Origin of the sequence: Enterobacter sp. PI-10 (assembly GCF_027947695.1) — a bacterium.
GTDB classification, from domain to species: Bacteria; Pseudomonadota; Gammaproteobacteria; order Enterobacterales; family Enterobacteriaceae; genus Enterobacter; species Enterobacter vonholyi.
This window is the reverse complement of record NZ_JAJNOG010000004.1, coordinates 59,020-84,980: the sequence shown is the minus strand read 5'-3', so window position 1 is coordinate 84,980 and position 25,961 is coordinate 59,020. Positions and strand designations below refer to the sequence as shown.

25 protein-coding genes are annotated in these 25,961 nt (G+C 55.4%); 9 read left to right on the top strand and 16 right to left on the bottom strand.

Annotated features, from left to right (window positions below; genetic code table 11):
* Window positions 1-116: 116 nt before the first annotated feature.
* Window positions 117-1,541 (top strand): dihydrolipoyl dehydrogenase, encoded by a 1,425-nt coding sequence (gene lpdA / locus LRM19_RS10950; RefSeq protein WP_003856313.1) that lies wholly within the window; start codon window positions 117-119, stop codon window positions 1,539-1,541.
* A gap of 52 nt (window positions 1,542-1,593) precedes the next feature.
* On the opposite strand, the gene LRM19_RS10945 is transcribed toward lpdA, so the two are convergent.
* Entirely contained in the window at window positions 1,594-2,385 is a 792-nt protein-coding gene (locus LRM19_RS10945) for a DUF2950 family protein (RefSeq protein ID WP_045401139.1), read from the bottom strand.
* Between the two features lie 10 nt (window positions 2,386-2,395).
* Entirely contained in the window at window positions 2,396-3,955 is a 1,560-nt protein-coding gene (locus tag LRM19_RS10940; RefSeq protein WP_271368813.1) for a DUF3300 domain-containing protein, read from the bottom strand.
* A gap of 397 nt (window positions 3,956-4,352) precedes the next feature.
* Here LRM19_RS10940 and acnB point away from each other — a divergent pair, with 397 nt between their 5' ends.
* A complete protein-coding gene (gene acnB, locus LRM19_RS10935; RefSeq protein ID WP_032645211.1) occupies window positions 4,353-6,950 on the top strand; it encodes a bifunctional aconitate hydratase 2/2-methylisocitrate dehydratase in 2,598 nt (865 codons plus the stop codon).
* A 190-nt stretch (window positions 6,951-7,140) separates the two neighbouring features.
* Complete coding sequence (yacL, locus tag LRM19_RS10930; protein WP_023310423.1) at window positions 7,141-7,503, top strand: protein YacL; 363 nt, start codon at window positions 7,141-7,143, stop codon at window positions 7,501-7,503.
* 31 nt (window positions 7,504-7,534) lie between these two features.
* On the opposite strand, the gene speD is transcribed toward yacL, so the two are convergent.
* From speD to LRM19_RS10915, 3 genes are all read right to left on the bottom strand, one after another.
* Window positions 7,535-8,329 carry an adenosylmethionine decarboxylase gene (gene speD, locus LRM19_RS10925; RefSeq protein WP_008501953.1) on the bottom strand — a complete coding sequence of 265 codons (795 nt, stop codon included), beginning with the start codon at window positions 8,327-8,329 and terminating at the stop codon, window positions 7,535-7,537.
* On the bottom strand, window positions 8,330-9,199 hold the full coding sequence (gene speE / locus LRM19_RS10920; protein ID WP_039265690.1) for a polyamine aminopropyltransferase: 870 nt from the start codon (window positions 9,197-9,199) through the stop codon (window positions 8,330-8,332).
* A gap of 114 nt (window positions 9,200-9,313) precedes the next feature.
* Window positions 9,314-9,661: a YacC family pilotin-like protein gene (locus LRM19_RS10915; protein ID WP_014882582.1), complete on the bottom strand. Its 348-nt coding sequence runs from the start codon at window positions 9,659-9,661 to the stop codon at window positions 9,314-9,316.
* Window positions 9,662-9,806: 145 nt separating this feature from the next.
* Here LRM19_RS10915 and cueO point away from each other — a divergent pair, with 145 nt between their 5' ends.
* Complete coding sequence (gene cueO, locus LRM19_RS10910; protein ID WP_271368810.1) at window positions 9,807-11,375, top strand: multicopper oxidase CueO; 1,569 nt, start codon at window positions 9,807-9,809, stop codon at window positions 11,373-11,375.
* 85 nt (window positions 11,376-11,460) lie between these two features.
* On the opposite strand, the gene LRM19_RS10905 is transcribed toward cueO, so the two are convergent.
* Entirely contained in the window at window positions 11,461-13,851 is a 2,391-nt protein-coding gene (locus LRM19_RS10905) for a glucose/quinate/shikimate family membrane-bound PQQ-dependent dehydrogenase (protein WP_271368809.1), read from the bottom strand.
* Between the two features lie 208 nt (window positions 13,852-14,059).
* Here LRM19_RS10905 and hpt point away from each other — a divergent pair, with 208 nt between their 5' ends.
* Window positions 14,060-14,596 carry a hypoxanthine phosphoribosyltransferase gene (gene hpt, locus LRM19_RS10900; protein WP_008501948.1) on the top strand — a complete coding sequence of 179 codons (537 nt, stop codon included), beginning with the start codon at window positions 14,060-14,062 and terminating at the stop codon, window positions 14,594-14,596.
* Window positions 14,597-14,657: 61 nt separating this feature from the next.
* Here hpt and can read toward each other — a convergent pair whose 3' ends face one another.
* A complete protein-coding gene (can, locus tag LRM19_RS10895; RefSeq protein ID WP_008501947.1) occupies window positions 14,658-15,320 on the bottom strand; it encodes a carbonate dehydratase in 663 nt (220 codons plus the stop codon).
* 107 nt (window positions 15,321-15,427) lie between these two features.
* Here can and LRM19_RS10890 point away from each other — a divergent pair, with 107 nt between their 5' ends.
* The 4 genes from LRM19_RS10890 (at window position 15,428) to LRM19_RS10875 (ending at window position 18,976) form a co-directional block, all read left to right on the top strand.
* Complete coding sequence (locus LRM19_RS10890) at window positions 15,428-16,354, top strand: ABC transporter ATP-binding protein (protein WP_008501946.1); 927 nt, start codon at window positions 15,428-15,430, stop codon at window positions 16,352-16,354.
* Window positions 16,351-17,121, top strand: a complete 771-nt coding sequence (locus LRM19_RS10885) for an ABC transporter permease (protein ID WP_023334536.1) — start codon at window positions 16,351-16,353, stop codon at window positions 17,119-17,121. The genes LRM19_RS10890 and LRM19_RS10885 overlap by 4 nt, the downstream gene beginning before the upstream one ends.
* Window positions 17,122-17,225: 104 nt before the next feature.
* The gene (locus LRM19_RS10880) at window positions 17,226-17,666 is read left to right on the top strand and encodes a PTS sugar transporter subunit IIA (protein ID WP_023310429.1); all 441 of its coding nucleotides are present in this window, start codon (window positions 17,226-17,228) and stop codon (window positions 17,664-17,666) included.
* 62 nt (window positions 17,667-17,728) lie between these two features.
* Window positions 17,729-18,976: a polysaccharide deacetylase family protein gene (locus LRM19_RS10875; protein ID WP_115876423.1), complete on the top strand. Its 1,248-nt coding sequence runs from the start codon at window positions 17,729-17,731 to the stop codon at window positions 18,974-18,976.
* Window positions 18,977-18,979: 3 nt separating this feature from the next.
* Here the strand turns inward: LRM19_RS10875 and panD are convergent, their stop codons facing one another.
* From panD to thpR, 9 genes are all read right to left on the bottom strand, one after another.
* Window positions 18,980-19,360 carry an aspartate 1-decarboxylase gene (panD, locus tag LRM19_RS10870; protein ID WP_006810068.1) on the bottom strand — a complete coding sequence of 127 codons (381 nt, stop codon included), beginning with the start codon at window positions 19,358-19,360 and terminating at the stop codon, window positions 18,980-18,982.
* A gap of 33 nt (window positions 19,361-19,393) precedes the next feature.
* The gene (panC, locus tag LRM19_RS10865; protein ID WP_111964013.1) at window positions 19,394-20,245 is read right to left on the bottom strand and encodes a pantoate--beta-alanine ligase; all 852 of its coding nucleotides are present in this window, start codon (window positions 20,243-20,245) and stop codon (window positions 19,394-19,396) included.
* Between the two features lie 11 nt (window positions 20,246-20,256).
* Window positions 20,257-21,048 carry a 3-methyl-2-oxobutanoate hydroxymethyltransferase gene (gene panB / locus LRM19_RS10860; protein ID WP_045401071.1) on the bottom strand — a complete coding sequence of 264 codons (792 nt, stop codon included), beginning with the start codon at window positions 21,046-21,048 and terminating at the stop codon, window positions 20,257-20,259.
* Window positions 21,049-21,170: 122 nt separating this feature from the next.
* Entirely contained in the window at window positions 21,171-21,650 is a 480-nt protein-coding gene (folK, locus tag LRM19_RS10855; RefSeq protein ID WP_248175383.1) for a 2-amino-4-hydroxy-6-hydroxymethyldihydropteridine diphosphokinase, read from the bottom strand.
* Entirely contained in the window at window positions 21,647-23,044 is a 1,398-nt protein-coding gene (gene pcnB, locus LRM19_RS10850; protein ID WP_202977124.1) for a polynucleotide adenylyltransferase PcnB, read from the bottom strand. Before pcnB ends, folK begins: the two co-directional genes overlap by 4 nt.
* 42 nt (window positions 23,045-23,086) lie before the next feature.
* Entirely contained in the window at window positions 23,087-23,977 is an 891-nt protein-coding gene (gene gluQRS, locus LRM19_RS10845; RefSeq protein WP_133293801.1) for a tRNA glutamyl-Q(34) synthetase GluQRS, read from the bottom strand.
* Between the two features lie 59 nt (window positions 23,978-24,036).
* Window positions 24,037-24,492 (bottom strand): RNA polymerase-binding protein DksA, encoded by a 456-nt coding sequence (dksA, locus tag LRM19_RS10840; protein ID WP_001155232.1) that lies wholly within the window; start codon window positions 24,490-24,492, stop codon window positions 24,037-24,039.
* A gap of 176 nt (window positions 24,493-24,668) precedes the next feature.
* Window positions 24,669-25,373: a DNA/RNA nuclease SfsA gene (sfsA, locus tag LRM19_RS10835; RefSeq protein ID WP_023310436.1), complete on the bottom strand. Its 705-nt coding sequence runs from the start codon at window positions 25,371-25,373 to the stop codon at window positions 24,669-24,671.
* On the bottom strand, window positions 25,363-25,917 hold the full coding sequence (gene thpR / locus LRM19_RS10830) for an RNA 2',3'-cyclic phosphodiesterase (RefSeq protein WP_271368695.1): 555 nt from the start codon (window positions 25,915-25,917) through the stop codon (window positions 25,363-25,365). Before thpR ends, sfsA begins: the two co-directional genes overlap by 11 nt.
* Window positions 25,918-25,961 lie beyond the last annotated feature (44 nt).

The following is a 25,961-nucleotide window of genomic DNA, read 5'->3' as shown; positions in this document are numbered from 1 at the left end:
ATTGGCGAAAGCGACAATTCGTGAGCCGTTTGTTGTTTCAAAATTGTTAACAATTTTGTAAACTGCGGGCGGATAGAACGACCCGGTGGACGACGGGTATAAATTAAGAGGTCATGATGAGCACAGAAATCAAAACTCAGGTCGTAGTACTTGGGGCAGGCCCGGCAGGTTACTCCGCAGCATTCCGCGCCGCGGATTTAGGTCTGGAAACCGTCATCGTAGAACGTTACAGCACCCTCGGCGGTGTTTGTCTGAACGTCGGCTGTATCCCTTCTAAAGCGCTGCTGCACGTAGCGAAAGTTATCGAAGAAGCCAAAGCGCTGGCTGAACACGGTATCGTCTTCGGCGAGCCGAAAACCGATATCGACAAAATTCGTACCTGGAAAGAGAAAGTTATCACTCAGCTGACCGGCGGTCTGGCGGGTATGGCCAAAGGCCGTAAAGTGAAAGTGGTAAACGGTCTGGGTAAATTCACCGGTGCGAACACCCTGGAAGTGGAAGGCGAAAACGGCAAAACCGTGATCAACTTCGACAACGCGATCATCGCGGCAGGCTCTCGCCCAATCGAACTGCCATTCATTCCGCATGAAGATCCACGCGTGTGGGATTCCACCGATGCGCTGGAGCTGAAAACCGTTCCTAAGCGTCTGCTGGTTATGGGCGGCGGTATCATCGGTCTGGAAATGGGTACCGTGTACCATGCGCTGGGTTCAGAGATCGACGTGGTTGAAATGTTCGACCAGGTTATCCCGGCTGCCGACAAAGACATCGTTAAAGTCTTCACCAAACGCATCAGCAAGAAATTCAACCTGATGCTGGAAACCAAAGTGACTGCCGTTGAAGCGAAAGAAGACGGTATTTACGTTTCCATGGAAGGCAAAAAAGCCCCATCCGAACCACAGCGTTACGACGCCGTGCTGGTGGCTATCGGTCGTGTACCGAACGGTAAAAACCTCGACGCGGGCAAAGCTGGCGTGGAAGTGGACGACCGTGGCTTCATCCGCGTTGACAAGCAGCTGCGCACTAACGTGCCGCACATCTTTGCTATCGGCGATATCGTCGGTCAGCCAATGCTGGCGCACAAAGGTGTTCACGAAGGTCACGTTGCCGCTGAAGTTATCGCCGGCATGAAGCACTACTTCGATCCGAAAGTGATCCCATCTATCGCGTACACCGAGCCAGAAGTGGCATGGGTTGGTCTGACTGAGAAAGAAGCGAAAGAGAAAGGCATCAGCTACGAAACCGCCACCTTCCCGTGGGCTGCTTCTGGCCGTGCTATCGCATCCGACTGCGCAGACGGTATGACCAAACTGATCTTCGACAAAGAGACTCACCGTGTGATCGGTGGTGCGATTGTCGGTACCAACGGCGGCGAGCTGCTGGGTGAAATCGGTCTGGCTATCGAAATGGGCTGTGACGCTGAAGACATCGCGCTGACCATCCACGCTCACCCGACTCTGCACGAGTCCGTGGGCCTGGCGGCAGAAGTGTTTGAAGGCAGCATCACCGACCTGCCAAACGCGAAAGCGAAGAAGAAATAAGTTTCTTCAGATGAAAAAAGCGGCCAATGGCCGCTTTTTTTATGCGCTGCTTTCAGGGGGCTACAGGCTGCCAGGTTTTATCAGGGCTATAGGCGGCTAGCGCACGGGCTTTCTGCTCTGAATCGCTGCCGAGATCGGACTGGTACACCTTGTCGTCCTGGTTTATCAAAAAGCTCATGACGCCCGTCTGGCCGTAGCTGACCGGCCAGGCCACCATCGCGAAACCATTATTATCCGGCAGGATGCGGAAGCGATAGCCGTGATAGCCAGTACCTGGCTCTTTTGGGCTAAATGCCGGTCCGAGCGGACTGGGCGCTTCGCCGGGGGAGGCGGGCCAGTACAAACCGTCTTTTTTCCCCTTCGAGCTGACAATCTTCTGCGCGTATTTCTGGTTCATTGCAAAGTAGCTTTGCTGCGCATCAACATAGGCATGTAAGGCTTCAATGGCGGCGAGTTCGTTACGCCCAATTTCGCGGGTCAGGATTTCTTCAGCCCCTTCTTTAATATCGAACTGCCAGCCTGCAGTGGTTTTGATCACCGGGATAGGAAGCTGCCAGCCGCTGTCTCCGACAACCAGATGCGCCGTATCCCCTTCGATAACTGTCTTATGACGGACTTTCCAGTCGCGCAGGAAGCGATCGACGGCATCAGGATCAACGCCTTCAGGGGGCAGAAAATCGCGCCAGTTCTCTCCAAGCAGATTGCTCATCGCGCTCTCATTTTGCTCACTGATGGCGTTGGCCAGCGCATCGGTCGCCCGATCGGGCGTGCTGAAGGACTGCTGCGCCATCACCGGGGCCGAAAGCATGAACAACACCATTCCGCTGAGTAGTTTACTTTTCATGTCGGTTCCCTTAGCGATGTCGAATTTCACGGCGTTCAGCGCGTCCACCAGACGCCTGACGCTGCTGCTGGCGCGCAGCGAACTGTCTGCTTTGCGCACCGCGCTGCTGCTGCGCCTGCCAGTTCGCGGAGCGGCTGTCGTTGCCGCTCAGCGCATTGGCCCGGGGCTGGCTGTTTCGCTGCTGCAGAGTGCGTTGCTGCGCGGGCTGCGATACCCGTTTCTCTTGCCTCTGCGCGGTGGTCTGGCGATTTTCTCGCTGCTGCGTGGTGCTCCGCCTCGTCGTCTGCGGTTTGGTGTCGTAGCCACGGTAGTTATTGCGCTGGGAAATCTGCTTCAGCTGTTCACTTGAGGCCTGACGCTGAACATCTTTCGTGCCGGTGCGCGCCGTTTGGGGGAAGGTTTTACCCGTGGATTTCTCCATCTGGCTCAGCGCGGCCTGACGCTGGCTATCGCGGTTAACCGGTTTTTGCTGCGTTGAACTGAGCCCTGTCGCCGTGCTGGTGGAGTGGAAGCGACTGTTGAGCTGGTTAGTCGGATAGGGCACGCCTTCCCGATAGGCCGGGTTGTGCTGCCAGGTACGGTTGGCGTCCGTCAGACGCTGTCCGCTGATTTTATTGAAGTTCTCAACGTTGATATTGATGTTGTTATCACCGTTGCGGTTATAGCCGCCGTGATTATCCCAGTCACCGTCATGATGGTGGTCCCAGTCATCGTCGTCATCCCAGTCGATATTGCTGAAAATGGCATAGGTTGTAGCAACGCCCAGGCTGAAACCTAAGCCGTTAACGAAGCTGTTGCCAAACTGCTCTCCGGGCGTGGGCGGGAGATAGGTGGGCGGATAGGCGGTATTTGGCCAGGTACCGTAAACCGTGTTGGGGTTATAGGTGGGGACGTAAACGACCTGCGGATCGGCAGATTCAATTTTGATAACCGTAGGGGCGGGCGCAGACGTGGTTGTTGTTGTTGCCTCGGTGGCGCTGGTTTTCGCTGGTGCCGGTTTAGTCACGGTGGTAACCGTCTGCTGAGGCGTGGATTGTAAAGCGCCGGTCTTTTGTGCCAGCGCGCGCAGGCGCTGAACGGAATCCATTACGTCTTTCGGCTGCGCGAGAAACGCATCGCCCAGATTTTGTACCCACGGCGGGTTTTCACCCATCAGGGACATAAGCTGAGGAAACGCGACCAGCGATTTTACGCTCGGATCCCAGGGCTGGCTGGCAACGGCCTGAATCGCGGCGTCTCCTTCCATTTTAGGGTTGTCTTTGGACCACTGCGCCGCCTGAATCACGTTGGCCGGGTAAGTCGAGGCCATCAGAATTTGTGAAAGCAGGGCGTCAGGGTAGAGCGCAATGGGGGCAACCCACTGATCGATTTGTGCGGCTGTGTAGGCTGGCGCGACAGCAGGGGCGGGCTGGGCTGAAGCAGGCGGCGCCGGTGCAGCCGGCTGTTGGGCGACGGGGGCTGTCGCAACGGGTTCCGTTGCGCGGCTTTTGACAAACATGACGCCCGAGGCGGCAAGCAGCCCGGCACTGCACAGAAGGACGAGCAGATGTGGCTTAAAGGGCAACTTCATAAATGACTCCAACGAGACAAGCGCTGTGCCGTGAGGCGTTACGGTTGGCGTGAGTATTATTCACCCGCCTTTTACCGTTTTGACTTTTATTGGGAAGCGTCCGGTACGTCCGGATAAAGAGTGTGAGTATTTATTACACAATTATATCTGATGAAGGAAAACCTGAAGCGTCACGGTGCAGAAGAAACCGCAAATGATGGCCTAAATCCCCGCTACACCATGCTTAACGATTCAGCAAATTATTTAATGTTGCTTTTTTGTAAACGGATTAACACTGTGCAGAAATCCTGCTATGCTGCCCGACGCGGTATCGGGCATTTACCCTACAAACTGCTGTCTCACAGGAGCGTGAAGAGAACGCCCGCCGCATATGACAATGAGAGCGAGGAGAACCGTCGTGCTAGAAGAATACCGTAAGCACGTAGCTGAACGTGCCGCCGAGGGAATTGTACCCAAACCTTTAGATGCAACCCAAATGGCCGCGCTCGTCGAGCTGCTGAAGAACCCGCCTAAGGGCGAAGAAGAATTCCTGTTAGATCTGTTGATCAACCGCGTACCGCCTGGCGTAGATGAAGCTGCCTACGTAAAAGCCGGATTCCTTGCTGCTATCGCCAAAGGCGAAGCCACCTCCCCACTGGTTACTCCTGAAAAAGCCATTGAACTGCTCGGCACCATGCAGGGTGGTTACAACATTCATCCGCTGATTGACGCGCTGGATAACGACAAGCTGGCACCGATTGCCGCTAAAGCGCTCTCGTCTACGCTGCTGATGTTCGATAACTTCTACGATGTGGAAGAAAAAGCCAAAGCTGGCAACGTCTATGCGAAACAGGTGATGCAGTCCTGGGCTGATGCCGAATGGTTCCTGAACCGTCCAGCGCTGGCTGAAAAAATCACCGTTACCGTCTTCAAAGTGACCGGTGAAACCAACACCGATGACCTCTCTCCGGCACCGGACGCGTGGTCTCGCCCGGATATCCCTCTGCACGCCCTGGCGATGCTGAAAAACGCCCGTGAAGGCATTGAGCCGGATCAGCCTGGCAGCGTTGGCCCGATCAAACAGATCGAAGCCCTGCAGAAAAAAGGGTTCCCGCTGGCCTACGTGGGTGACGTTGTGGGTACCGGTTCTTCCCGTAAGTCCGCGACCAACTCCGTGCTGTGGTTCATGGGCGACGATATTCCGCACGTGCCAAACAAGCGCGGCGGCGGTCTGTGCCTCGGCGGCAAAATTGCACCAATCTTCTTCAACACCATGGAAGATGCGGGCGCACTGCCGATCGAAGTGGACGTCTCTAACCTGAACATGGGCGACGTGATTGATGTTTACCCGTACAAAGGTGAAGTGCGTAACCACGAAACCAACGAACTGCTGGCAAGCTTTGAGCTGAAAACCGACGTGCTGATCGACGAAGTGCGTGCCGGTGGTCGTATTCCGCTGATCATCGGCCGTGGCCTGACCACCAAAGCGCGTGAAGCGCTGGGTCTGCCGCACAGTGATGTATTCCGTCACGCGAAAGACGTGGCGGAAAGCAATCGCGGTTACTCTCTGGCACAGAAAATGGTCGGTCGCGCCTGCGGCGTCGCCGGCGTTCGTCCTGGCGCATACTGCGAGCCGAAGATGACCTCCGTAGGTTCTCAGGACACCACTGGCCCAATGACTCGCGACGAACTGAAGGACCTGGCGTGCCTGGGCTTCTCTTCCGATCTGGTGATGCAGTCCTTCTGCCACACTGCGGCTTATCCGAAGCCGGTTGACGTGACCACGCACCACACGCTGCCAGACTTCATCATGAACCGCGGCGGTGTTTCCCTGCGTCCGGGCGACGGCGTAATCCACTCCTGGCTGAACCGTATGCTGCTGCCGGATACCGTGGGTACCGGCGGTGACTCCCATACCCGTTTCCCAATCGGTATCTCCTTCCCGGCGGGTTCCGGTCTGGTGGCGTTTGCTGCGGCGACCGGCGTAATGCCGCTGGATATGCCGGAATCGGTGCTGGTGCGCTTCAAAGGTAAAATGCAGCCGGGTATCACCCTGCGCGACCTGGTTCACGCGATCCCGCTGTATGCGATTAAACAGGGTCTGCTGACCGTTGAGAAGAAAGGGAAGAAAAACATCTTCTCTGGCCGTATCCTGGAAATTGAAGGTCTGCCGGATCTGAAGGTTGAGCAGGCGTTCGAGCTGACCGATGCCTCCGCCGAGCGTTCAGCTGCGGGCTGTACCATCAAGCTGAACAAAGAGCCTATCATTGAGTACCTGAACTCTAACATCGTGCTGCTGAAGTGGATGATTGCAGAAGGCTACGGCGACCGTCGTACGCTGGAGCGTCGTATCCAGGGCATGGAAAAATGGCTGGCCGATCCGCAGCTGCTTGAAGCCGATGCCGACGCAGAGTACGCGGCGGTGATCGACATCGATCTGGCGGATATCAAAGAGCCAATCCTGTGTGCACCGAACGATCCGGACGACGCGCGTCCGCTGTCTGAAGTTCAGGGCGAGAAGATCGACGAAGTGTTCATCGGTTCGTGCATGACCAACATCGGTCACTTCCGCGCAGCCGGTAAGCTGCTGGATACCCACAAAGGACAGCTGCCAACCCGTCTGTGGGTGGCTCCGCCGACCCGTATGGACGCGGCTCAGCTGACCGAAGAGGGATACTACAGCGTGTTTGGTAAGAGCGGTGCACGTATCGAAATTCCTGGCTGTTCCCTGTGTATGGGTAACCAGGCGCGCGTAGCCGACGGCGCGACGGTGGTCTCCACCTCGACCCGTAACTTCCCGAACCGTTTAGGTACCGGTGCGAACGTCTTCCTGGCTTCTGCTGAGCTGGCGGCGGTTGCGGCGCTGATTGGCAAACTGCCAACGCCGGAAGAGTATCAGACCTTCGTGGCTCAGGTGGATAAGACTGCGGTTGATACCTACCGCTATCTGAACTTCGATCAGCTCTCTCAGTACACCGAGAAGGCTGACGGGGTTATCTTCCAGACGGCAGTATAAACAGCAAAACCGTCTCCACGAGACGGTTTTTAGTGTTTGCACCCTCTCCTGTGGGAGAGGGACGGGGTGAGGGCATCAGGCCGCAGGGTCTTGCTCTCACCTTTTTATTTTCATTCCTCCCACCTCTCACGCTTTTTTTCTTCCTCGCTGCTGCGATAATTACCTTAATGGCTTTGCAGAGGAAAACACTATGGATTACGAATTTCTGCGCGACATCACCGGAGTGGTGAAAGTGCGTATGTCGATGGGCCACGAAGCCGTTGGACACTGGTTTAACGAAGAGGTGAAAGAAAACCTCGCACTTCTTGATGAGGTTGAACAGGCGGCAAATACGGTAAAAGGCAGTGAACGATCCTGGCAGCGCGCCGGGCATGAATATACGCTGTGGATGGATGGTGAAGAGGTCATGGTGCGTGCCAACCAGCTCGAGTTTTCAGGTGACGAGATGGAAGAGGGAATGAGCTACTATGACGAAGAGAGCCTGTCGATGTGTGGCGTAGAAGACTTCCTTCAGGTGGTGAACGCATATCGTGATTTCATGAAACAGAAATAACAGCCCGGAGCATCCCTGCTCCGGCTTGTTCTTACACGGCCGGAATATTACGGCCGTAGTAAATCTCGCGCATCTCTTTCCAGAGCAGGTCAGTAATAGCCTTACGCTCTTCTTCGCTCAAATCTTCCGGCTTCGTGTGGAACATATAGTGCTTAAGGTCGAACTCCTTAAGTAACATCTTGGTATGGAAGATGTTTTCCTGATACACGTTCACGTCCATCATGTCGTACAGCGATTTCATGTCCTCGGACATAAAGTTCTGTATGGAGTTGATCTCGTGGTCGATGAAGTGCTTCATGCCGTTGACGTCACGAGTAAAACCGCGCACGCGATAATCAATCGTGACGATATCCGATTCCAGCTGGTGGATGAGATAGTTCAGCGCGTTCAGCGGGGAAATCACGCCGCAGGTCGACACTTCAATATCGGCGCGGAACGTACACAGCCCACCTTCCGGATGGCTCTCCGGGTAGGTATGGACGCAGATATGGCTTTTATCCAGGTGGGCAACAACCACTTCCGGCAGCGGGCCCGGATGTTCCGTTTTGTCGATAAGCTTCGGGTCAACCGGCTCTTCGCTGACCAGAATGGTCACGCTCGCGCCCTGGGGTTCATAATCCTGTCGGGCGATATTAAGGATATTTGCGCCGATAATGGAACAGGTTTCTGACAGGATCTCGGTCAGACGGTTGGCGTTGTAGAGTTCGTCGATATAGGCGATGTAACCATCGCGTTCTTCCGCTGTTTTGGCATAGCAGATATCGTAAATACAAAAACTCAGGCTTTTGGTCAGATTGTTAAAGCCATGCAGTTTAAGCTTTTTCAATTAGCTCACCCCCTTAGTGGATAATGCGTCTTGCAGGTACTGCGGCAGAGCAAACGCTGCGGTATGAATAGCCGGATTGTAGTATCGGCACTGTAGACCTGCCTGATGGAAGCGGGCCTGAATAATTTCGGTGGAGAGATGGCGTAATACGTCGTTATCCGTTGCCCAGGCAAAGGTCATGATCCCGCCGTAGTACGTCGGAATGGCCGCCTGATAGAAGCTGACATCCTCGAAATAGGTGCTGAGCTTGCGATGGCTGTCCAGCGCTTCATCCTGCTGCAGGAAGCAGACGCCGTTTTGTGCGACGAAGATCCCGCCCGGGTTCAGGCAGCGCTTGCAGCCTTCGTAGAACGAGGAAGTGAACAGCGATGCGCCAGGGCCAATAGGGTCGGTGCAGTCGGAGATAATCACGTCAAAGGTCTGCGAGGTCTGGTTAACAAAGTTAACGCCGTCGTCAATCACCAGGCTAAAGCGCGGATCGTCATAGCTGCCGGCATTGTGGTTGGGCAGGTACTGGCGGCAGAAAGAGACGACGCCCGCATCGATTTCCACCATGGTGATGGTTTCAATGGAACGATGGCGGGACACTTCACGCAGCATTGCGCCGTCGCCGCCGCCGATAATCAGAACATGCTTCGCGTGACCGTGCGCCAGGAGCGGGACGTGGGTCATCATTTCATGATAAATAAACTCGTCGCGCTCGGTGGTTTGCACAACGCCGTCCAGCGCCATCACGCGGCCAAAGGCAGCATTCTCGAAGATGATCAGATCCTGGTGATCGGTTTTCTCATGATAGAGCACGTTATCAACGGCAAAGTACTGACCAAACTGGTCATGCAATGTTTCATGCCACAACGTGTGGTCGGCCATAGCGAACTCCTCCTGTGTAAACATCCGTTACGCTCGCAAAAAATGAGCGAAACATGATAGCTAACTCTAACCGTGGTTGCACGGCCAGAGGTTCAACAGGAGGCGTCGGGAAGGTTATTTAACGTAGGCGAGCAGGCTGAGTGAGTCGCGAGCCAGCGCTTTGCATTTTTTAGCAGTGGGAATGCCAATACCGCTTAAGTCACGGTAGCTGTCTTCGCCGAGCGCCTTCATGTCGAAGCTGTCGTAGTTGCTGAGATCCCACTGGTTCTGCTGGGCAAAAAAGACCAGCGCGCGGCGAATCTGCCCGTTGGGTAAATTCTGGTAGCCACAATCATTTTTCAGGAATACAAAAACCGCCGTTAAATCGGCCATATCTTCCGCTTCATTTTCACTTAGCGCATAGCTGTTCGCACACATTGCCATCAGGCTACCGAACAAAATTGTCCTGAAAAACGTCTTCATTGCTTCTACCACTTCTTCACGGAAAATTAACGTTAGCATACTTGATGCCAGTGCGACGATCTTTATTATTGCCGCTTTACTTGACCTTCCGGTAAGGGGAGGGTTTATGCTCAAAAGATCGCCTGCTGGAAATAAGGAAATGAACATGCAACGTCGTGATTTTTTAAAATATTCCGCTGTGCTGGGGGCTGCCAGCGCATTACCCCTCTGGAGCCGCGCGGTTTGCGCGGCTGACAGGCCTGCCTTACCCATCCCTGACCTGGTGACCGCTGACGCCCGCAGCCGTATCCAGCTTGTGGTTCAGGCAGGCAAAACAACATTCGGTGCGCACAACGCCACGACGTGGGGCTATAACGGCAATTTGCTCGGTCCGGCGCTTCAGCTGCGTAAAGGGAAAGCGGTGACGGTGGATATCCACAACACGCTCGCCGAAGAGACGACGCTGCACTGGCACGGGCTGGAAGTGCCGGGAGAGGTAGACGGCGGGCCGCAGGGCATCATCAAAGCGGGCGGCTCGCGCAGCGTCACTTTTACCCCCGACCAGCGCGCGGCGACCTGCTGGTTCCATCCGCATCAGCATGGTAAGACGGGCCATCAGGTGGCGATGGGGCTGGCGGGGCTGGTGCTGATTGAAGACGACGAAAGCCGCCTGCTGCGCCTGCCGAAGCAGTGGGGCATCGACGATGTGCCGGTGATTGTGCAGGACAAGAAATTCACCGCTGACGGGCAAATTGACTACCAGCTGGATGTGATGAGCGCGGCGGTAGGCTGGTTTGGTGACACGCTGCTGACCAACGGCGCCATTTATCCTCAGCACGCCGCACCGAAGGGCTGGCTGCGCCTGCGTCTGCTTAACGGCTGTAACGCGCGTTCCCTCAATTTTGCTACCAGCGATAAGCGTCCGCTGTACGTGGTCGCCAGCGACGGCGGGCTGCTGCCTGAGCCGGTGAAGGTCAACGAACTGCCGATGCTGATGGGCGAACGCTTTGAGGTGCTGGTGGACATCAGCGACGGCAAGGCGTTTGACCTCGTGACGCTGCCGGTTAGCCAGATGGGGATGGCGGTCGCGCCGTTTGACAAGCCGCATCCGGTGCTGCGTATCCAGCCTTTACTGGTGACCGCTTCCGGCACGCTCCCTGATACGTTAACCACTATGCCGGCACTTCCGTCGCTTGATGGGCTTACGCAACGCAAGCTGCAGCTCTCTATGAACCCGATGCTCGATATGATGGGCATGCAGGCGCTGATGGCGAAATATGGCGATAAGGCGATGGCGGGAATGCATCACGGGCAGATGATGGGCCATATGAATATGGACCATGGAAAAATGGGCGGCATGGGGAACATGAATCACGGCGACCATGGCTTTGATTTCCACAACGCCAATATGATCAACGGCAAGGCGTTCGATATGAACACGCCGATGTTTGCTGCGACAAAGGGCCAGTTTGAGCGCTGGGTGATTTCAGGCGAAGGGGACATGATGCTGCATCCGTTCCATATCCACGGCACCCAGTTCCGCATTCTCTCTGAGAACGGTAAAGCGCCGGACGCGCATCGCGCGGGCTGGAAGGATACGGTGAAGGTGGAGGGCGGCGTCAGCGAGGTGCTGGTGAAGTTTGGCCACGACGCGCCGAGGGAGTTTGCCTACATGGCGCACTGCCATCTGCTGGAACATGAAGATACGGGGATGATGCTGGGCTTTACCGTGTAAAAAAGCCGGGTGGCGGCTTCGCCTTACCCGGCCTACATAGCGTATCCATAGGCCCGGTAAGCGTAAGCGCCACCGGGCTTTTCAGTTACTTGTTTTCGTCAGGCAGCGCATACGCGACAATATAGTCGCCCATCTTCGTGCCAAACGAACCGTGACCGCCCGCAGAGATGACAACGTACTGCTTGCCATTCACTTCATAGGTCATCGGCGTGGCTTGTCCACCCGCTGGCAGACGGCCTTGCCACAGTTTCTCACCGTTGGTCATGTTGTACGCGCGCAGGTAGTTATCTGCGGTTGCCGCGATGAACAGCACGTTACCGGCAGTGGAAATTGGGCCACCCAGCATTGGCATACCCATATTGAACGGCACCGGAACCGGCATCGGGAACGGCATGCTGTCCTGTGGTGTACCAATACGTTTTTTCCACACGATCTGGTTAGTTTTCAGATCCAGACCGGAGATGTAACCCCAGGCAGGCTGTTTACACGGCAGACCAAACGGAGACAGGAACGGGTTCAGCGTTACGCCGAACGGTACGCCGTACTGCGGCTGAATGCCGGCTTCGGTACCGCTGCCTTTCGCGTCTTTCGGCTGTTCCATTGGGTTGCCCGGACCGCGTGGGATCAGACGGGAAACGAACGGCAGCGCCATCGGGTTAGCAATCGCTACCTGACGGTTAGGGTCAACGGAGATCCCGCCCCACTCGAACATCCCCAGGTTACCCGGGAAGACCAGCGTGCCCTGCTCAGAAGGCGGCGTGAAGATGCCTTCATAGCGCAGCTGGTGGAACATCACGCGGCACACCAGCTGGTCAAACATCGTGGCGCCCCACATGTCTGCCCCGCTGAGGTCTTTCTTCGGACGGAAGCTCAGGTCGGAGAACGGCTGGGTTTTGCTGACGTAATCGCCTTTCGCCGCACCCTGCGGTACCGGTTTTTCCGGGGCAGGCACAACCAGCTTGCCGTTGCTGCGATCCAGCACGAAGATGTTGCCGGTTTTGGCCGGGGCGTAAATCACCGGAACGGTTTTGCCGTTAACGGTAATGTCCGCCAGCGTCGGCTGGGACGGCATATCCATATCCCACAGATCGTGGTGTACGGTCTGATAGCTCCAGGCCAGCTTACCGGTGGTCGCGTTCAACGCCACGATAGCGCTGGCATAACGTTCCTGTTCCGGCGTGCGGTTACCGCCCCAGATATCTGGCGTAGTAACGCCCATCGGCAGGTAGACCAGGTCCAGCTTCGCGTCATACGCCGCTGGTGCCCAGGAGTTTGGCGAGTTAAAGGTAAAGGTATGCTCGTCAGACGGGATCGCGTTTGGATCTTTCGCGCCCGGGTCGAAGGCCCACAGCAGTTTACCGGTATTCACGTCGAAACCACGGATAACGCCGGAGGTTTCACGCGTGGAGAAGTTATCCGTTACCGAACCGGCAATCACGATGGTTTTATCGGTGATGATTGGCGGTGAGGTTGGCTCATACAGACCCGGCGTGGTGTCAGGCATGTTGGTCTGCAGATTCAGGATACCTTTGTTGGCAAAGGTTTCGCACAGCTTGCCCGTTTCGGCATTGATGGCGAACAGGCGACCATCGTTGACCGGCAGCATGATGCGGCGAGGACAGTCGGCAATGACTTCCGGGCTCGCATTATCCGGGCGCGCTTCGTGGTAAGAGACGCCACGGCAGGTCACGTGCTGGAAGGACGGGTTGGAGTTTAGCTGCGGATCGAAGTGCCATTTCTCTTTACCGGTGGCCGCGTCGAGCGCGAACAGACGCTGGTGCGCCGTACACAGATAAAGCATATCGCCGACTTTAATTGGCGTCACTTCGTTGGTCAGTTCACCCGGATCGTTCGGCATCTTAAGGTCGCCGGTACGGAATATCCAGGCTTCTTTCAGGTTTTTAACGTTGTCCGCGTTGATCTGCTTCAGCGGGGAGTAACGCTGGCCTTCCTGGTTACGACCATAGGCAGGCCAGTCGCCGTCAGCGACCTGAGAGATCGCCGCCGCAGGCGTCGATTCTGCGTTCAGCGTACCGTTGATCTCCTGCGGGTCGTTAAAGCCGGCCCAGGTCAGGATACCGCCGCTGATCAGCAGGGCTACTACCAGCGCCGCAACGGCACCGCTGGACGGCACGATCAGGCGACGCCAGACAAACGGCAGGATCAGCCATATACCGAAGAAGACCAGAATATCGCTGCGCGGCGTCAGCGCCCAGAAGTCAAAGCCGACTTCCCAGACGCCCCAGATCATGGTGGCAAGAAGGAATGCGGCATACAGCCACAGTGCGGATTGTTTTCTACGCAACAGCAGGACGGTTACGGCAACCATCACCAGGCCCGCAATCGGGTAGTACCAGGAGCCGCCTAAAGCGACCAGCCAGACGCCACCGATTAACAGATACAGCGCGCAGAAGGCTGCGAACGCTGCTGTTAATGTCACCAGTAGACGCGGCTGTTTAGAGTTTGTTTCAGCCATAGAAAGTGTACTCGTCAGTTTTTGTTAATAATTTGCTAGCAACTAATTATAGGTATTAACAAGTGTGATCGGAATCACAATATTTGCTTTTTATAACTCATACGCCAGGCTTATCCATTTGCTGATATAATAAGGGGCTTGCGTATCAGTGCTGGATATTAACTCATCCGTATTGAGAGATTTTCATTAAAATCATTTGGTTAGTAATATGAAACATACTGTTGAAGTGATGATCCCGGAAGCCGAGATCAAAGCGCGTATCGCCGAACTGGGTCGTCAAATCACCGAACATTACAAGGACAGCGGCAGCGAAATGGTGCTGGTCGGTCTGTTGCGTGGCTCTTTCATGTTCATGGCAGACCTGTGCCGTGAAGTGCATGTGCCCCACGAAGTCGATTTTATGACCGCCTCCAGCTACGGCAGCGGCATGTCCACCACCCGTGATGTGAAAATCCTGAAAGACCTGGATGAAGATATTCGTGGCAAAGATGTGTTGATCGTTGAGGACATTATCGACTCCGGCAATACGCTGTCAAAAGTGCGCGAGATCCTGAGCCTGCGTGAGCCAAAATCGCTGGCGATTTGCACCCTGCTGGATAAGCCTGACCGCCGTGAAGTGCAGGTGCCGGTAGAGTTCGTGGGTTTCTCAATTCCTGACGAATTCGTCGTCGGTTACGGCATTGACTACGCGCAGCGTTATCGCCATCTGCCGTATGTTGGGAAAGTGGTATTGCTGGACGAGTAATTGCGGGCTGATGCCCTCACCCCGGCCCTCTCCCGCAGGGAGAGGGAGAACATCCCCGGCTTTATTTATGATTCACATGCTTAAGCTGAAGGTTGGCAATCCCCGAACGGTAACGCTGCTCCAGCGTTTCGCGGTTGGTGGCGGTCACTTCCAGATTGCGCAGCAGACCATCGTGAATTCCGTACGCCCAGCCGTGGATAGAGACCTTCTGCCCGCGTTTCCAGGCTGATTGCATGATCGTTGAGTGGCCCAGGTTATACACCTGCTCCATCACGTTGAGTTCGCAAAGGGTATCCATGCGACGCTCCTGCGGCATTTCACCCAGCAGTGAGCTATGTTTGAACCAGATATCGCGGATGTGCAGTAGCCAGTTATCAATGAGCCCCAGCTCCGTGTTTTCAACCGCCGCCTGCACGCCGCCGCAGCCGTAATGGCCGCAAATGATGATGTGCTCGACTTGCAGAACGTCCACGGCATACTGAACAACAGAAAGACAGTTGAGATCGGTGTGAATCACGAGATTGGCGACATTGCGGTGAACAAACAGTTCGCCGGGTTCAAGGCCGGTCAGGCGCTCCGCCGGAACGCGGCTGTCGGAACATCCAATCCAGAGAAAGCGTGGGTTCTGAGCCTGCGCGAGTTTTCCAAAAAATCCGGGGTCTTCCTCCACCAGCATTTTTGACCATAGTGCATTGTTGCTGATGAGTGTATCTATGTTGTTCATGGAGGTTAGCGACCTGTAACCGAGTAATTGCGTTGCGCTACTATAGGGTAACCCGACTTTTAATGAAACCACACAACGTGTGTCAGAACTGAAGGTAAGTTAATTTCATGGCAATTGCACTGGAGCTTGAGCAGCTTAAAAAAACCTATCCGGGCGGCGTCCAGGCGCTGCGCGGAATAGATCTAAAAGTAGAGGCCGGTGATTTTTACGCGCTTCTGGGGCCGAACGGCGCGGGGAAATCGACCACCATTGGGATTATCAGCTCGCTGGTCAATAAAACGTCCGGCCGGGTGAGCGTCTTTGGTTATGACCTGCAAAAAGATGTGGTGAACGCCAAGCGTCAGCTGGGTCTGGTGCCGCAGGAGTTCAACTTCAATCCGTTTGAGACGGTGCAGCAGATCGTCGTTAACCAGGCGGGCTATTACGGCGTCGAGCGTAAAGAGGCCCTCGAACGGAGCGAAAAATACCTCAAGCAGCTCGACCTGTGGGAAAAGCGTAACGAACGCGCCCGGATGCTATCCGGCGGGATGAAGCGCCGCCTGATGATTGCCCGCGCGCTGATGCACGAGCCAAAACTGCTGATTCTTGATGAGCCAACGGCGGGCGTAGACATCGAGCTGCGACGCTCCATGTGGGGCTTCCTGAAGGATCTCAACGACAAAGGCACCACCATTATTCTGACTACCCACTACCTTGAAGAGGCGGAAATGCTCTGCCGGAACATCGGCATCATCCAGCACGGTGAGCTGGTGGAGAACACCTCGATGAAGAATCTGCTCTCCAAGCTGAAATCAGAAACCTTCATCCTCGATCTGGCGGCTAAAAGCCCGCTGCCGAAGCTTGAAGGGTATCAGTATCGCCTCGTCGATACCTCGACGCTGGAGGTGGAAGTGCTGCGCGAGCAGGGGATTAACAGCGTGTTCTCGCAGCTGAGCGCGCAGGGGATTCAGGTCTTAAGTATGCGTAACAAAGCGAACCGACTGGAAGAGCTGTTTGTCTCTCTGGTACAGGACAAACAAGGAGACAAGGCATGACGCATCTATACTGGGTCGCGCTGAAAAGTATCTGGGCGAAAGAGATTAACCGCTTTATGCGTATCTGGGTGCAAACCCTGGTGCCACCGGTCATCACGATGACGCTCTATTTCATCATCTTCGGTAACCTGATTGGTTCCCGGATTGGTGAAATGCACGGCTTTACCTATATGCAGTTTATCGTGCCGGGACTGATTATGATGGCGGTGATTACTAACGCCTACGCCAATGTAGCGTCGTCATTCTTCAGCGCTAAGTTCCAGCGCAATATTGAAGAGCTGCTGGTTGCGCCTGTGCCGACGCACGTCATTATCGCGGGCTATGTTGGCGGCGGCGTAGCGCGCGGGCTGTGCGTGGGGATCCTGGTCACGGCGATTTCGCTGTTCTTCGTGCCGTTCCAGGTCCACTCGTGGCTGTTCGTCGCGCTGACGCTGCTCCTGACGGCAATCCTCTTCTCGCTGGCCGGACTACTGAACGCTGTGTTCGCTAAGACGTTTGACGATATCAGCCTGATTCCGACCTTCGTGCTGACGCCGCTGACCTATCTCGGCGGGGTGTTCTACTCCCTGACGCTGCTGCCACCGTTCTGGCAGGCGCTGTCGCACCTGAACCCGATTGTCTATATGATCAGCGGTTTTCGCTTTGGCTTCCTCGGCATTACCGATGTGCCGCTGTTTACCACGGTTGCGGTGCTGGTGGTGTTCATCATCGCCTTCTACCTGCTCTGCTGGTATCTGATCCAGCGCGGACGCGGTCTGCGCAGCTAATCTTTTGCCCGGCGACGTTTAGTTTGCCGGGCACTTTCTTTGACAGCTATCACCGAAAGCTAACCTTCACTTCGCTAAACTACTTTCCTGCTAAGGAGAGAGTTATGCTGGGATGGGTTATCACCTGCCATGATGAACAGGCGCAGGAAATGCTTGATAAGCTTGAAGCCAGATTTGGCCCGCTGGTGCAATGCCGGGCGGTAAACTACTGGCGCGGGTTGAGCACCAACATGCTTAGCCGCATGATGTGCGATGCCCTGCATGAAACGGACACCGGTGATGGTGTGATTTTCCTTACCGATAAATCGGGCGCGGCGCCTTACCGCGCAGCCGCTTTGCTCAGCCATAAGCACGCGTGCTGTGAAGTGATCTCGGGTATTAACCTCTCCCTGCTGGCGTTAATGTATCCGCAGCGTGGATCCTTAAGCAGCGCTGAGTTTCGCCAGGCTATCGTGGCACAGGGCGTTCCGGGCGTCAGCAGCTTGTGGCATCAGCAGCAAAAAAATCCTCCTTTCGTCCTGCTCCACGATTTGTATAAGAATTAAACGTTGGTATTGATGTCTCATTTGTTACAATAGCGGCAGTTTTCCGCACCGATTAAGACACCATGCTACCGCGCATTCTTTTCCTGCTATTGATGCTCATTTCCGGCGTCAGCTCAGCCAGTTTACTCAGTCAGCAAACGCTGCCTGCCCAGTACATGCAAACCACCGAAGACGCGGCGATCTGGGCGCAGGTGGGAAACAGCGTGATCAACGTCGGTAACGTGCGCGCCGGGCAGATCCTCGCCGTTGTGCCCGCGGCGGCGGACTACTATGAATTTCGCTTCGGTTTTGGCACGGGTTTTATCGATAAAGGGCACCTGGAGCCGGTTCAGGGGAAGCAGCGCGTTGAGGACAGCCTCGGGGATCTCAATAAACCCCTGAGCAATCAGAATCTCATTACCTGGAAAGACACGCCGGTCTATAACGCGCCGTCGAGCGGTAGCGCGCCGTTCGGCACATTAAGCGCCAATCTTCGCTATCCCATATTAAACAAACTGAAAGACCGCCTGAATCAGACCTGGTTTCAGATCCGCATCGGCAATCGTCTGGCGTGGATCAGCAGCCTGGATGCGCAGGAAGATAATGGACTTCCGGTTCTGACCTACCATCATATTTTGCGTGATGAAGAAAACACGCGCTTTCGACATACGTCCACGACCACCAGCGTACGTGCGTTTAACAACCAGATGGCCTGGTTACGCGATCAAGGCTATACCACCCTGACGATGTACCAGCTGGAAGGGTACGTGCGTAACAAAATGAACCTGCCTGCAAAATCGGTGGTAATAACCTTTGACGACGGCCTGAAATCTGTCAGCCGCTATGCCTATCCTGTGCTGAAAGAATACGGCTTCAAGGCTACCGCATTTATTATCTCTTCCCGCATTAAAGGCCACCCGCAGAAATGGGACCCCAAATCGCTGCAGTTTATGAGCGTGCAGGAGATAAAGGGCATTCAGGATGTGTTTGATATTCAGTCACATACCCACTTCCTGCACCGCGTGGATGGGTATAAGCACCCGATTTTACTGAGCCGCAGCTATCACGTGATTTTGTTTGATTTTGAACGCTCGCGTCGCGCGCTGGCGCAGTTTAACCCGCGCGTGCTCTATCTTTCCTATCCGTTTGGCGGCTACGACAATAAAGCGATAAAGGCGGCAAATGATGCCGGTTTCCATCTGGCAGTGACGACGGTGAAAGGGAAGGTGAAGCCGGGGGATAATCCGTTCTTACTGAAACGCCTGTACATCTTAAGAACGGATTCGCTGGAAACAATGTCGCGGCTGATCAGCAATCAGCCGCAGGGATAATGCTTAAGCAACCTGAACCGGAATCGCCTTCGCGGTACGTTTCATGTCGTTGTCGCCTTCAAAATAGGCGACTTTCGGCTGCCAGCGGCGTGCCTCTTCATCAGACATCATCACGAAGCTGGCGATAATCACAATATCGCCCACGTCCGCGCAGTGCGCTGCCGCGCCGTTAACGGAGATGATTTTAGACCCGCGCTCGGCGGCGATGGCATAGGTTGAGAAACGTTTGCCGTTGTTAACGTTCCAGATATCAATCGCTTCGTTTTCAAGGATGCCCGCGGCATCAAGGAAATCCTGGTCGATGGCGCAGGAGCCTTCATAGTGCAGGTCGGCCTGGGTGACTTTCACACGGTGAAGCTTACCTTGCAGCATTTTGCGAATCATTACGTTTACCTTTCATCTTCCGGGTAGAGAAACCTACGCCAGTTCAACCACTTTGTTGTCGATTAGGCGGGCCTGACCAAGCCATGCCGCCACCAGAATGACCGCACGTTTGCTGGTCTGTGTAAGCTCCAGAAGCGTGTCGGCATCGCGAATTTGAATATCATCAGCGCGGAAGCCTTTATCGTTCAGCGCCTGTTCAGCCAGAGCAATAATCTCTTCGGCAGTTAACTCTTTCGCCAGAAGCTGTTCTGCCATGGTATTCATGACCTTGCTTAAGCCCGGCGCGATTTTACGCTGGTCGGCGGTCAGGTAGCCATTTCGCGAGCTGAGCGCCAGACCGTCTTTGGCGCGTACAATCGGTACGCCGACAATCTCGATATCGTAACCCATATCCGCAACCATCTTGCGGATCAGCGCCAGCTGTTGGAAATCTTTCTCACCGAAGCAGGCAACGTCCGGCTGCACAAGGTTGAACAGCTTGCTGACGATAGTGGAAACGCCGCGGAAATGACCCGGGCGGCTCGCGCCTTCGAGCATTGTGGAAATGCCCGGGACGTCAACGTAGGTTGCCTCTTCAGTACCCTGCGGGTAAACATCCGCCGGTGCAGGTGAGAAGACGATATCCGCATGGCGTTTTTTGAGCTTCTCGCAATCTTCCTGCAGGGTGCGCGGATAGCGTGCCAGATCGTCGGCGCGGTCAAACTGCATTGGGTTAACGAAGATACTGACCACCACGATATCTGCACGGGCTCTTGCTTCGTCAACCAGCTTCATATGGCCGTCATGCAGGTTGCCCATGGTCGGGACCAGTGCGATACGTTTACCTTCCTGACGCGCACGACGGATATGCTGGCGAAGCAGCGGCAGGGTTTCAATGATTAGCACAACGAGACTCCTTAATGGAAACTGTGTTCTTCACCCGGGTAAACACCGGATTCAACGTCGGCAATATACTGCCTGACCGCAGCGCGCATGTCGCCCGCTTCGGTGAGGAAATTTTTGGCAAATTTTGGAATATGTCCGCCAGTGATGCCAAAGGCGTCGTGCATCACCAGAATCTGACCGTCAGTCACGTTGCCCGCACCAATACCAATCACCGGAATCGACAGAGCTTCAGTAATGCGCTTCGCCAGCTCAACCGGCACGCACTCCAGCACCAGCAGTTGGGCACCTGCGGCTTCCAGCGCCAGGGCATCATCCAGCAGCGTCTGGGCTGCATCACCACGGCCCTGCACTTTATATCCACCAAAGATGTTGACGGATTGCGGCGTCAAACCCAAATGGCCGCACACCGGCACGGCACGCTCGGTGAGCATCTTCACCGTATCCACCAGCCAGGCGCCGCCTTCAACTTTGACCATATTAGCGCCCGCACGCATCACCGCTGCCGCGTTTTCAAATGCCTGCTCCGGCGTGGCGTAGGCCATAAACGGCAGATCGGAAAGCAGCAGGCAGGCTGGGGCGCCACGGCGCACGGCGCGGGTATGGTAAGCGATATCCTCAACCGTCACCGGCAGGGTGGAATCATGTCCTTGTACCGTCATCCCTAACGAATCTCCGACCAGCATGACGTTGATCCCCTCTTCGGCAAACAGTTTGGCGAAGCTGTAGTCATACGCGGTGATGGTGGCGAAGCGTTTTTTTTCCTGTTTGCATTTCTGCAGTAAGGAGATGGTGGTTGGTTTCATACTGTTTCCTGATAGCCCAAAGCGAATCTTTGCGCATTCTAACAGTAACATTCGAGGGAACAATGATTTTAGGTAACCGATTAGCCACAATTATTTTGAGGCTAATCAGCAGGGGGACCCGATCACCAGCGAGCGGGTCTTTCCGCGTTGAGGCTGTCCAGAATGGACTTAAGTGGGGTGCCATCCGGGAAGATAAGATCGGGCGCGACTTCAAACAGCGGCCAGAGCATAAACCCGCGATTTTTCATGTCGTAATGCGGAACGGTGAGACGTTCAGTGTTAATGGTCTCGTGACCAAACAGCATAATGTCGAGGTCCAGCGTGCGCGGTCCCCAGCGCTCGGCTTTGCGAACGCGGCCCTGCTGCAGTTCGATGCGCTGGGTATTGTCCAGCAGCTCTTCTGGGCCCAGTTCAGTCTCAAGGATCACGGCGGCGTTCAGATAATCAGGCTGATCCTGCGGACCCAGCGGCGGAGTGCGGTAGAACGAGGAGACAGCCACAATCTTGCTTTGCGGGATCTCACCCAGCGCCTGTACGGCAGCATTCACCTGCTCCAGCGGAGAGGCTAAATTGCTGCCGATGGCGATATACGCGAGGGTCATGCTGTTCCTTCACGACGCGGCGCGCGTTTGCGCGGGCGACGATGACGGCGACGCGGTTCCGGCTCTTCATCCAGCCCGGTGAGCATATCTTTTTGTTCTGGCGGGGCGGAAACCTGGAATTCGGCCCACCACTGCGCCAGACGCTGCAGCTCCTGGTTGCGTTCAATTTCCGCGCGCAGCGACAGGAGATCGAAGGCTGCGCGGAATTTAGGATGCTCCATCAGCTTCCAGGCGCGTTTGCCCTGACGACGGGACATGCGCAGCTGAAGCTGCCAGATATCGCGCACCAGAGTGGTAATACGTTTCGGAATGGCGAGCGTGCGGCAGCCTTCGTCGAGCACGTCGTTGGCGGCCAGCGCGAACGCATCGTAATAGGCGAGTCCGCTCTCCTGGGTGATGCGCTGGGCCGTTTCCAGCAGCGGATACCAGAACATCGCGGCAAACAGGAACGCCGGGTTCACGCGCATGTCGTTGCGAATGCGGGTATCGGTATTTTTCAGCACCTGCACAATCATCCGCTCCATTGGGCTGTCACCGTTTTCGGTGAAGTAGCGGGTAATGGTCGGGAACAGCGGCTGGAACAGGTTGTATTCACGCAGCAGATTGTAGGTTTCAAAGCCGTGGCCGGCCTGCAGCAGCTTCAGGGCCTCTTCGAACAGGCGGGCAGGGGGCACGTCGTTAATCAGCGTCGCCAGACGCGGAATAGGCTCTGCCGTTTCCGGGCTGATGCGCATGTTCAGCTTGGCGGCGAAACGCACGGCGCGCAGCATACGCACGGGATCTTCACGATAGCGCGTTTCCGGCGTGCCGATCAGACGGATCAGACCTTCTTTCAGGTCCTGCATGCCGCCGACGTAATCGCGCACGGTGAAATCCGCCACGCTGTAATAAAGGCTATTGATGGTGAAGTCGCGACGCTGGGCATCTTCTTCGATGGATCCGAAGATATTGTCACGCAGCAGCATACCGTTCTGGCCGCGCTGTGACGTCGTGCGATCGGACGCGCCCGCTTCGTGGTGGCCGCGGAAGGTCGCCACTTCGATAATTTCTGGCCCAAACATCACGTGAGCCAGACGGAAACGGCGGCCAACGAGACGGCAGTTACGGAATAGTTTGCGCACCTGCTCAGGCGTGGCGCTGGTCGTCACGTCGAAATCTTTCGGTTTTTTGCCCAGCAGTAAATCACGCACTCCACCGCCTACGAGATAGGCCTCGTAGCCCGCTTTATTCAGACGATAGAGCACCTTGAGGGCATTTTCACTGATATCTTTGCGGGAAATTGTGTGCTGCTCACGCGGAATAACCGACATGTGTGGCTGTGCAATAGCATCGTTCGCCATGCTCTCTTCGCGGCTTAGCACTTTACGGCAAAAATTAGCGACTCGGGTAAAAATGGTACACCTCGTAGTGTGTTTTGTTATGAAAAAAGCGGCTAATCATAGCTCAGCGCAACGCATTTGAGAATGCTGGATTTTGGGCACTGCCGCGAGCGTCCAGTTGGCAACGGCCATTTTCAGCAGTTCGTCAATACGCAGATCCTGCCATTCGTTGGTTACATTCTGGTTGAGAAACCGCAGCGCGTCGATCAAAACAGGACGCGGATCGCCCTCTGGCAGGGCCGGGGCGTGGTTCTGCTTTGACAATTTTAAGCCCTGCGCATTAACCGCCAGCGGCAGATGAATGTAATCCGGGGCCGTCCAGCCAAACTGGTGATACAGCGATATTTGTCGCACGGTGGGCTCGACCAGATCCGCCCCGCGCACAATCTCCGTCACGCCCTGAAAACGATCGTCGACGACCACGGCCAGGTTGTAGGCGAAAAGGCCGTCACGACGGTGAATAATAAAATCCTCACGCGCCAGACGTTCATCGGCATGAATCTCACCGGAGAGGAGATCGTTAAAGCGCGTCACCGGGGAGCGCTGCTTGATGCGCACGGCGGCATTTTCCGGGGGGAGATTGAGCGTACGACAGTGGCCATCATAGACCCCACCCACGCTCTGGATACGCGCGCGGGTGCAGGTGCAGTTATAGGCAAGCCCCCGATCGCGAAGCCAGGCCAGACGTTCCCGATAAGCATCGTGACGTTTTGACTGCCAGAGCACCTCGTCATCCCAGTGAAGACCGTAATGTTCCAGCTGACGCAGAATGGTCTCTGCTGCACCGGGAACTTCACGCGGAGGGTCAATATCTTCAATGCGGACAAGCCATTTTCCCAGGCGGGCGCGAGCCTGCAGGTAGCTGCCGAGCGCGGCAATTAATGAGCCGAAGTGTAATTCACCGGAAGGAGATGGCGCGAAGCGCCCAATATAGTGTGATTCAGACATATCAACAGTAACAAGGCGGGAGAGACTCCCGCCTTTGGAGTGTGTAAACAGCGCTGGTGTTAACCGGCCATCTGTTTTTCGCGGATTTCGGCCAGCGTTTTACAGTCGATGCACAGATCGGCGGTTGGACGCGCTTCCAGGCGACGAATACCGATTTCAACACCGCAGGATTCGCAGTAGCCAAAATCTTCGTCTTCGACTTTTTTCAGCGTTTTCTCGATCTTTTTGATCAGTTTGCGTTCGCGGTCACGGTTACGCAGTTCGAGGCTGAACTCTTCTTCCTGAGCGGCACGGTCTACCGGATCCGGGAAGTTGGCAGCTTCATCCTGCATATGAGTAACGGTGCGATCGACTTCATCCCTGAGTTGATTACGCCATGCTTCAAGAATACGCTTGAAGTGCGACAGCTGGGCTTCGTTCATATACTCTTCGCCCGGCTTCTCTTGATACGGCTCCACCCCAGCGATGGCGAGAATACTCAGGGACGATGTTTTACGGTTTTGCCCTTCTTGCATGTTGCTTCTCCTTAACACGCACTATCGATCCCCGTGTTGGGGGAAAAATCAGGTCGCTATAAATAGCAGATGCTTTTCCGTATGGCAATTATCTAAACGTAACACTTGACAAGCCTGTGAGGAAAAGCGTATTTGCGCACGCGGCCAGAACACTTATTCGTCAATCGTCTAATCCCTTATAAGACAATGGGAAGAGAGGATCTCAGAGTCATATTATCGGCAGAAAGTTCCGCTTTATAAGCGAAAACCTCTACCCCCTGCTTTTGTGCCTCATTCAACAATTGCGCGTATTTAGGGTCAATATGGCGGGCAGGGGAGAAACGTTCAATGGCTGAATGCAACACCGCAAACAGCAATACGGCGCGTTTGCCCGCCGCCGCAACACTCATTAGCTCTCGCAGATGCTTCTGGCCACGTAGCGTTACCGCATCCGGGAAGTAGCCATTTTCCTGTTCCGCTAACGTCACTGATTTCACTTCAATATAGCACTCCGGCCTGTCTTCCGCCTGTAACATGAAGTCAATTCTGCTGCCCTCATCGCCATATTTCACTTCACTTTTATGCGTGCCATATCCCACCAGTTCGGGAATTGTGCCAAGGGTCAGCGCTTCCTTAACCAGCTGATTGGCGCGCTGGGTATTAACGCAAATAAATGCCCCGTTTTGGGTTTCGGTCATTTCCCAGGTATGGGCATATTTCCGTTTACTATTTTCTGATGTGGAATACCAGACCCTGTCACCCGGCGTCGCACATCCCGTCATGGCTCCGGTATTGGGGCAGTGCAGGGTGAGCTGAACCCCTTCGGGGGTAATCACATCGGCGAGGAAGCGTTTGTAGCGTTGGATTAACGTGGCGTGCTGCAGAGGAGGACTAAACTTCATCAGAATTCCTTTCGGTGTTGCCCAGCGTCCAGCGCTGTAGCGGCGTATAACGGGTGCGTCCCTGTGCAAAGACGGATTCATAAAGCGCGAATGTGTTGACCGGAAACGCCCAGTGAAAACCCGGCGGCGGGATGGCAACGGCCTGACCGGCATCGCGCAGCAGCGTGATATGTGGATGAAACGGCTGTGGGCTCTGATAACAGCCGCTGCGCGCCGCCTGCGCGCGCAGCATGTTCGCCAGCTGCAATAATCCGCGCGGCGGCTGGCGCGTTCCCAGCCAGACCACGCGCGAACGCAGCCACTGACCCGCGTCGTCAAGTTGCAGCGTAAATTTCGGCTGGGCAATACGCCCGGCCATTGCGGCTAATGCCCGCTGTTTTTCGGCGCTGACGTCGCCCAAAAAGGCCAGCGTCAGGTGCAGGTTAGCCGCCGCAACAGGACGGCCTGCTTCCGGCGCGAAGTTGTCAGCACGCCAGCGAACAATTTGACGCTGTATCGTGGTGGGCAATTCAATGGCAAAAAACAGCCGTTTCGACTCAGGCATACGGAGGACTCGGTAATGATATGCGCCGATGCTACAATGTACGC

Excerpts from the sequence above, each read along its gene's own strand:
- LRM19_RS10905 (WP_271368809.1), bottom strand. The coding sequence starts at position 13,851 with ATGGCTGAAACAAACTCTAAACAGCCGCGTCTACTGGTGACATTAACA.
- hpt (WP_008501948.1), top strand. The coding sequence starts at position 14,060 with ATGAAACATACTGTTGAAGTGATGATCCCGGAAGCCGAGATCAAAGCG.
- speE (WP_039265690.1), bottom strand. The coding sequence starts at position 9,199 with ATGGCCGACCACACGTTGTGGCATGAAACATTGCATGACCAGTTTGGT.
- LRM19_RS10890 (WP_008501946.1), top strand. The coding sequence starts at position 15,428 with ATGGCAATTGCACTGGAGCTTGAGCAGCTTAAAAAAACCTATCCGGGC.
- panD (WP_006810068.1), bottom strand. The coding sequence starts at position 19,360 with ATGATTCGCAAAATGCTGCAAGGTAAGCTTCACCGTGTGAAAGTCACC.
- LRM19_RS10915 (WP_014882582.1), bottom strand. The coding sequence starts at position 9,661 with ATGAAGACGTTTTTCAGGACAATTTTGTTCGGTAGCCTGATGGCAATG.
- lpdA (WP_003856313.1), top strand. The coding sequence starts at position 117 with ATGAGCACAGAAATCAAAACTCAGGTCGTAGTACTTGGGGCAGGCCCG.
- dksA (WP_001155232.1), bottom strand. The coding sequence starts at position 24,492 with ATGCAAGAAGGGCAAAACCGTAAAACATCGTCCCTGAGTATTCTCGCC.
- gluQRS (WP_133293801.1), bottom strand. The coding sequence starts at position 23,977 with ATGTCTGAATCACACTATATTGGGCGCTTCGCGCCATCTCCTTCCGGT.
- yacL (WP_023310423.1), top strand. The coding sequence starts at position 7,141 with ATGGATTACGAATTTCTGCGCGACATCACCGGAGTGGTGAAAGTGCGT.
- LRM19_RS10945 (WP_045401139.1), bottom strand. The coding sequence starts at position 2,385 with ATGAAAAGTAAACTACTCAGCGGAATGGTGTTGTTCATGCTTTCGGCC.
- cueO (WP_271368810.1), top strand. The coding sequence starts at position 9,807 with ATGCAACGTCGTGATTTTTTAAAATATTCCGCTGTGCTGGGGGCTGCC.
- sfsA (WP_023310436.1), bottom strand. The coding sequence starts at position 25,373 with ATGAAGTTTAGTCCTCCTCTGCAGCACGCCACGTTAATCCAACGCTAC.
- thpR (WP_271368695.1), bottom strand. The coding sequence starts at position 25,917 with ATGCCTGAGTCGAAACGGCTGTTTTTTGCCATTGAATTGCCCACCACG.
- panB (WP_045401071.1), bottom strand. The coding sequence starts at position 21,048 with ATGAAACCAACCACCATCTCCTTACTGCAGAAATGCAAACAGGAAAAA.
- folK (WP_248175383.1), bottom strand. The coding sequence starts at position 21,650 with ATGACCCTCGCGTATATCGCCATCGGCAGCAATTTAGCCTCTCCGCTG.
- can (WP_008501947.1), bottom strand. The coding sequence starts at position 15,320 with ATGAACAACATAGATACACTCATCAGCAACAATGCACTATGGTCAAAA.
- LRM19_RS10885 (WP_023334536.1), top strand. The coding sequence starts at position 16,351 with ATGACGCATCTATACTGGGTCGCGCTGAAAAGTATCTGGGCGAAAGAG.
- LRM19_RS10880 (WP_023310429.1), top strand. The coding sequence starts at position 17,226 with ATGCTGGGATGGGTTATCACCTGCCATGATGAACAGGCGCAGGAAATG.
- LRM19_RS10875 (WP_115876423.1), top strand. The coding sequence starts at position 17,729 with ATGCTACCGCGCATTCTTTTCCTGCTATTGATGCTCATTTCCGGCGTC.
- LRM19_RS10940 (WP_271368813.1), bottom strand. The coding sequence starts at position 3,955 with ATGAAGTTGCCCTTTAAGCCACATCTGCTCGTCCTTCTGTGCAGTGCC.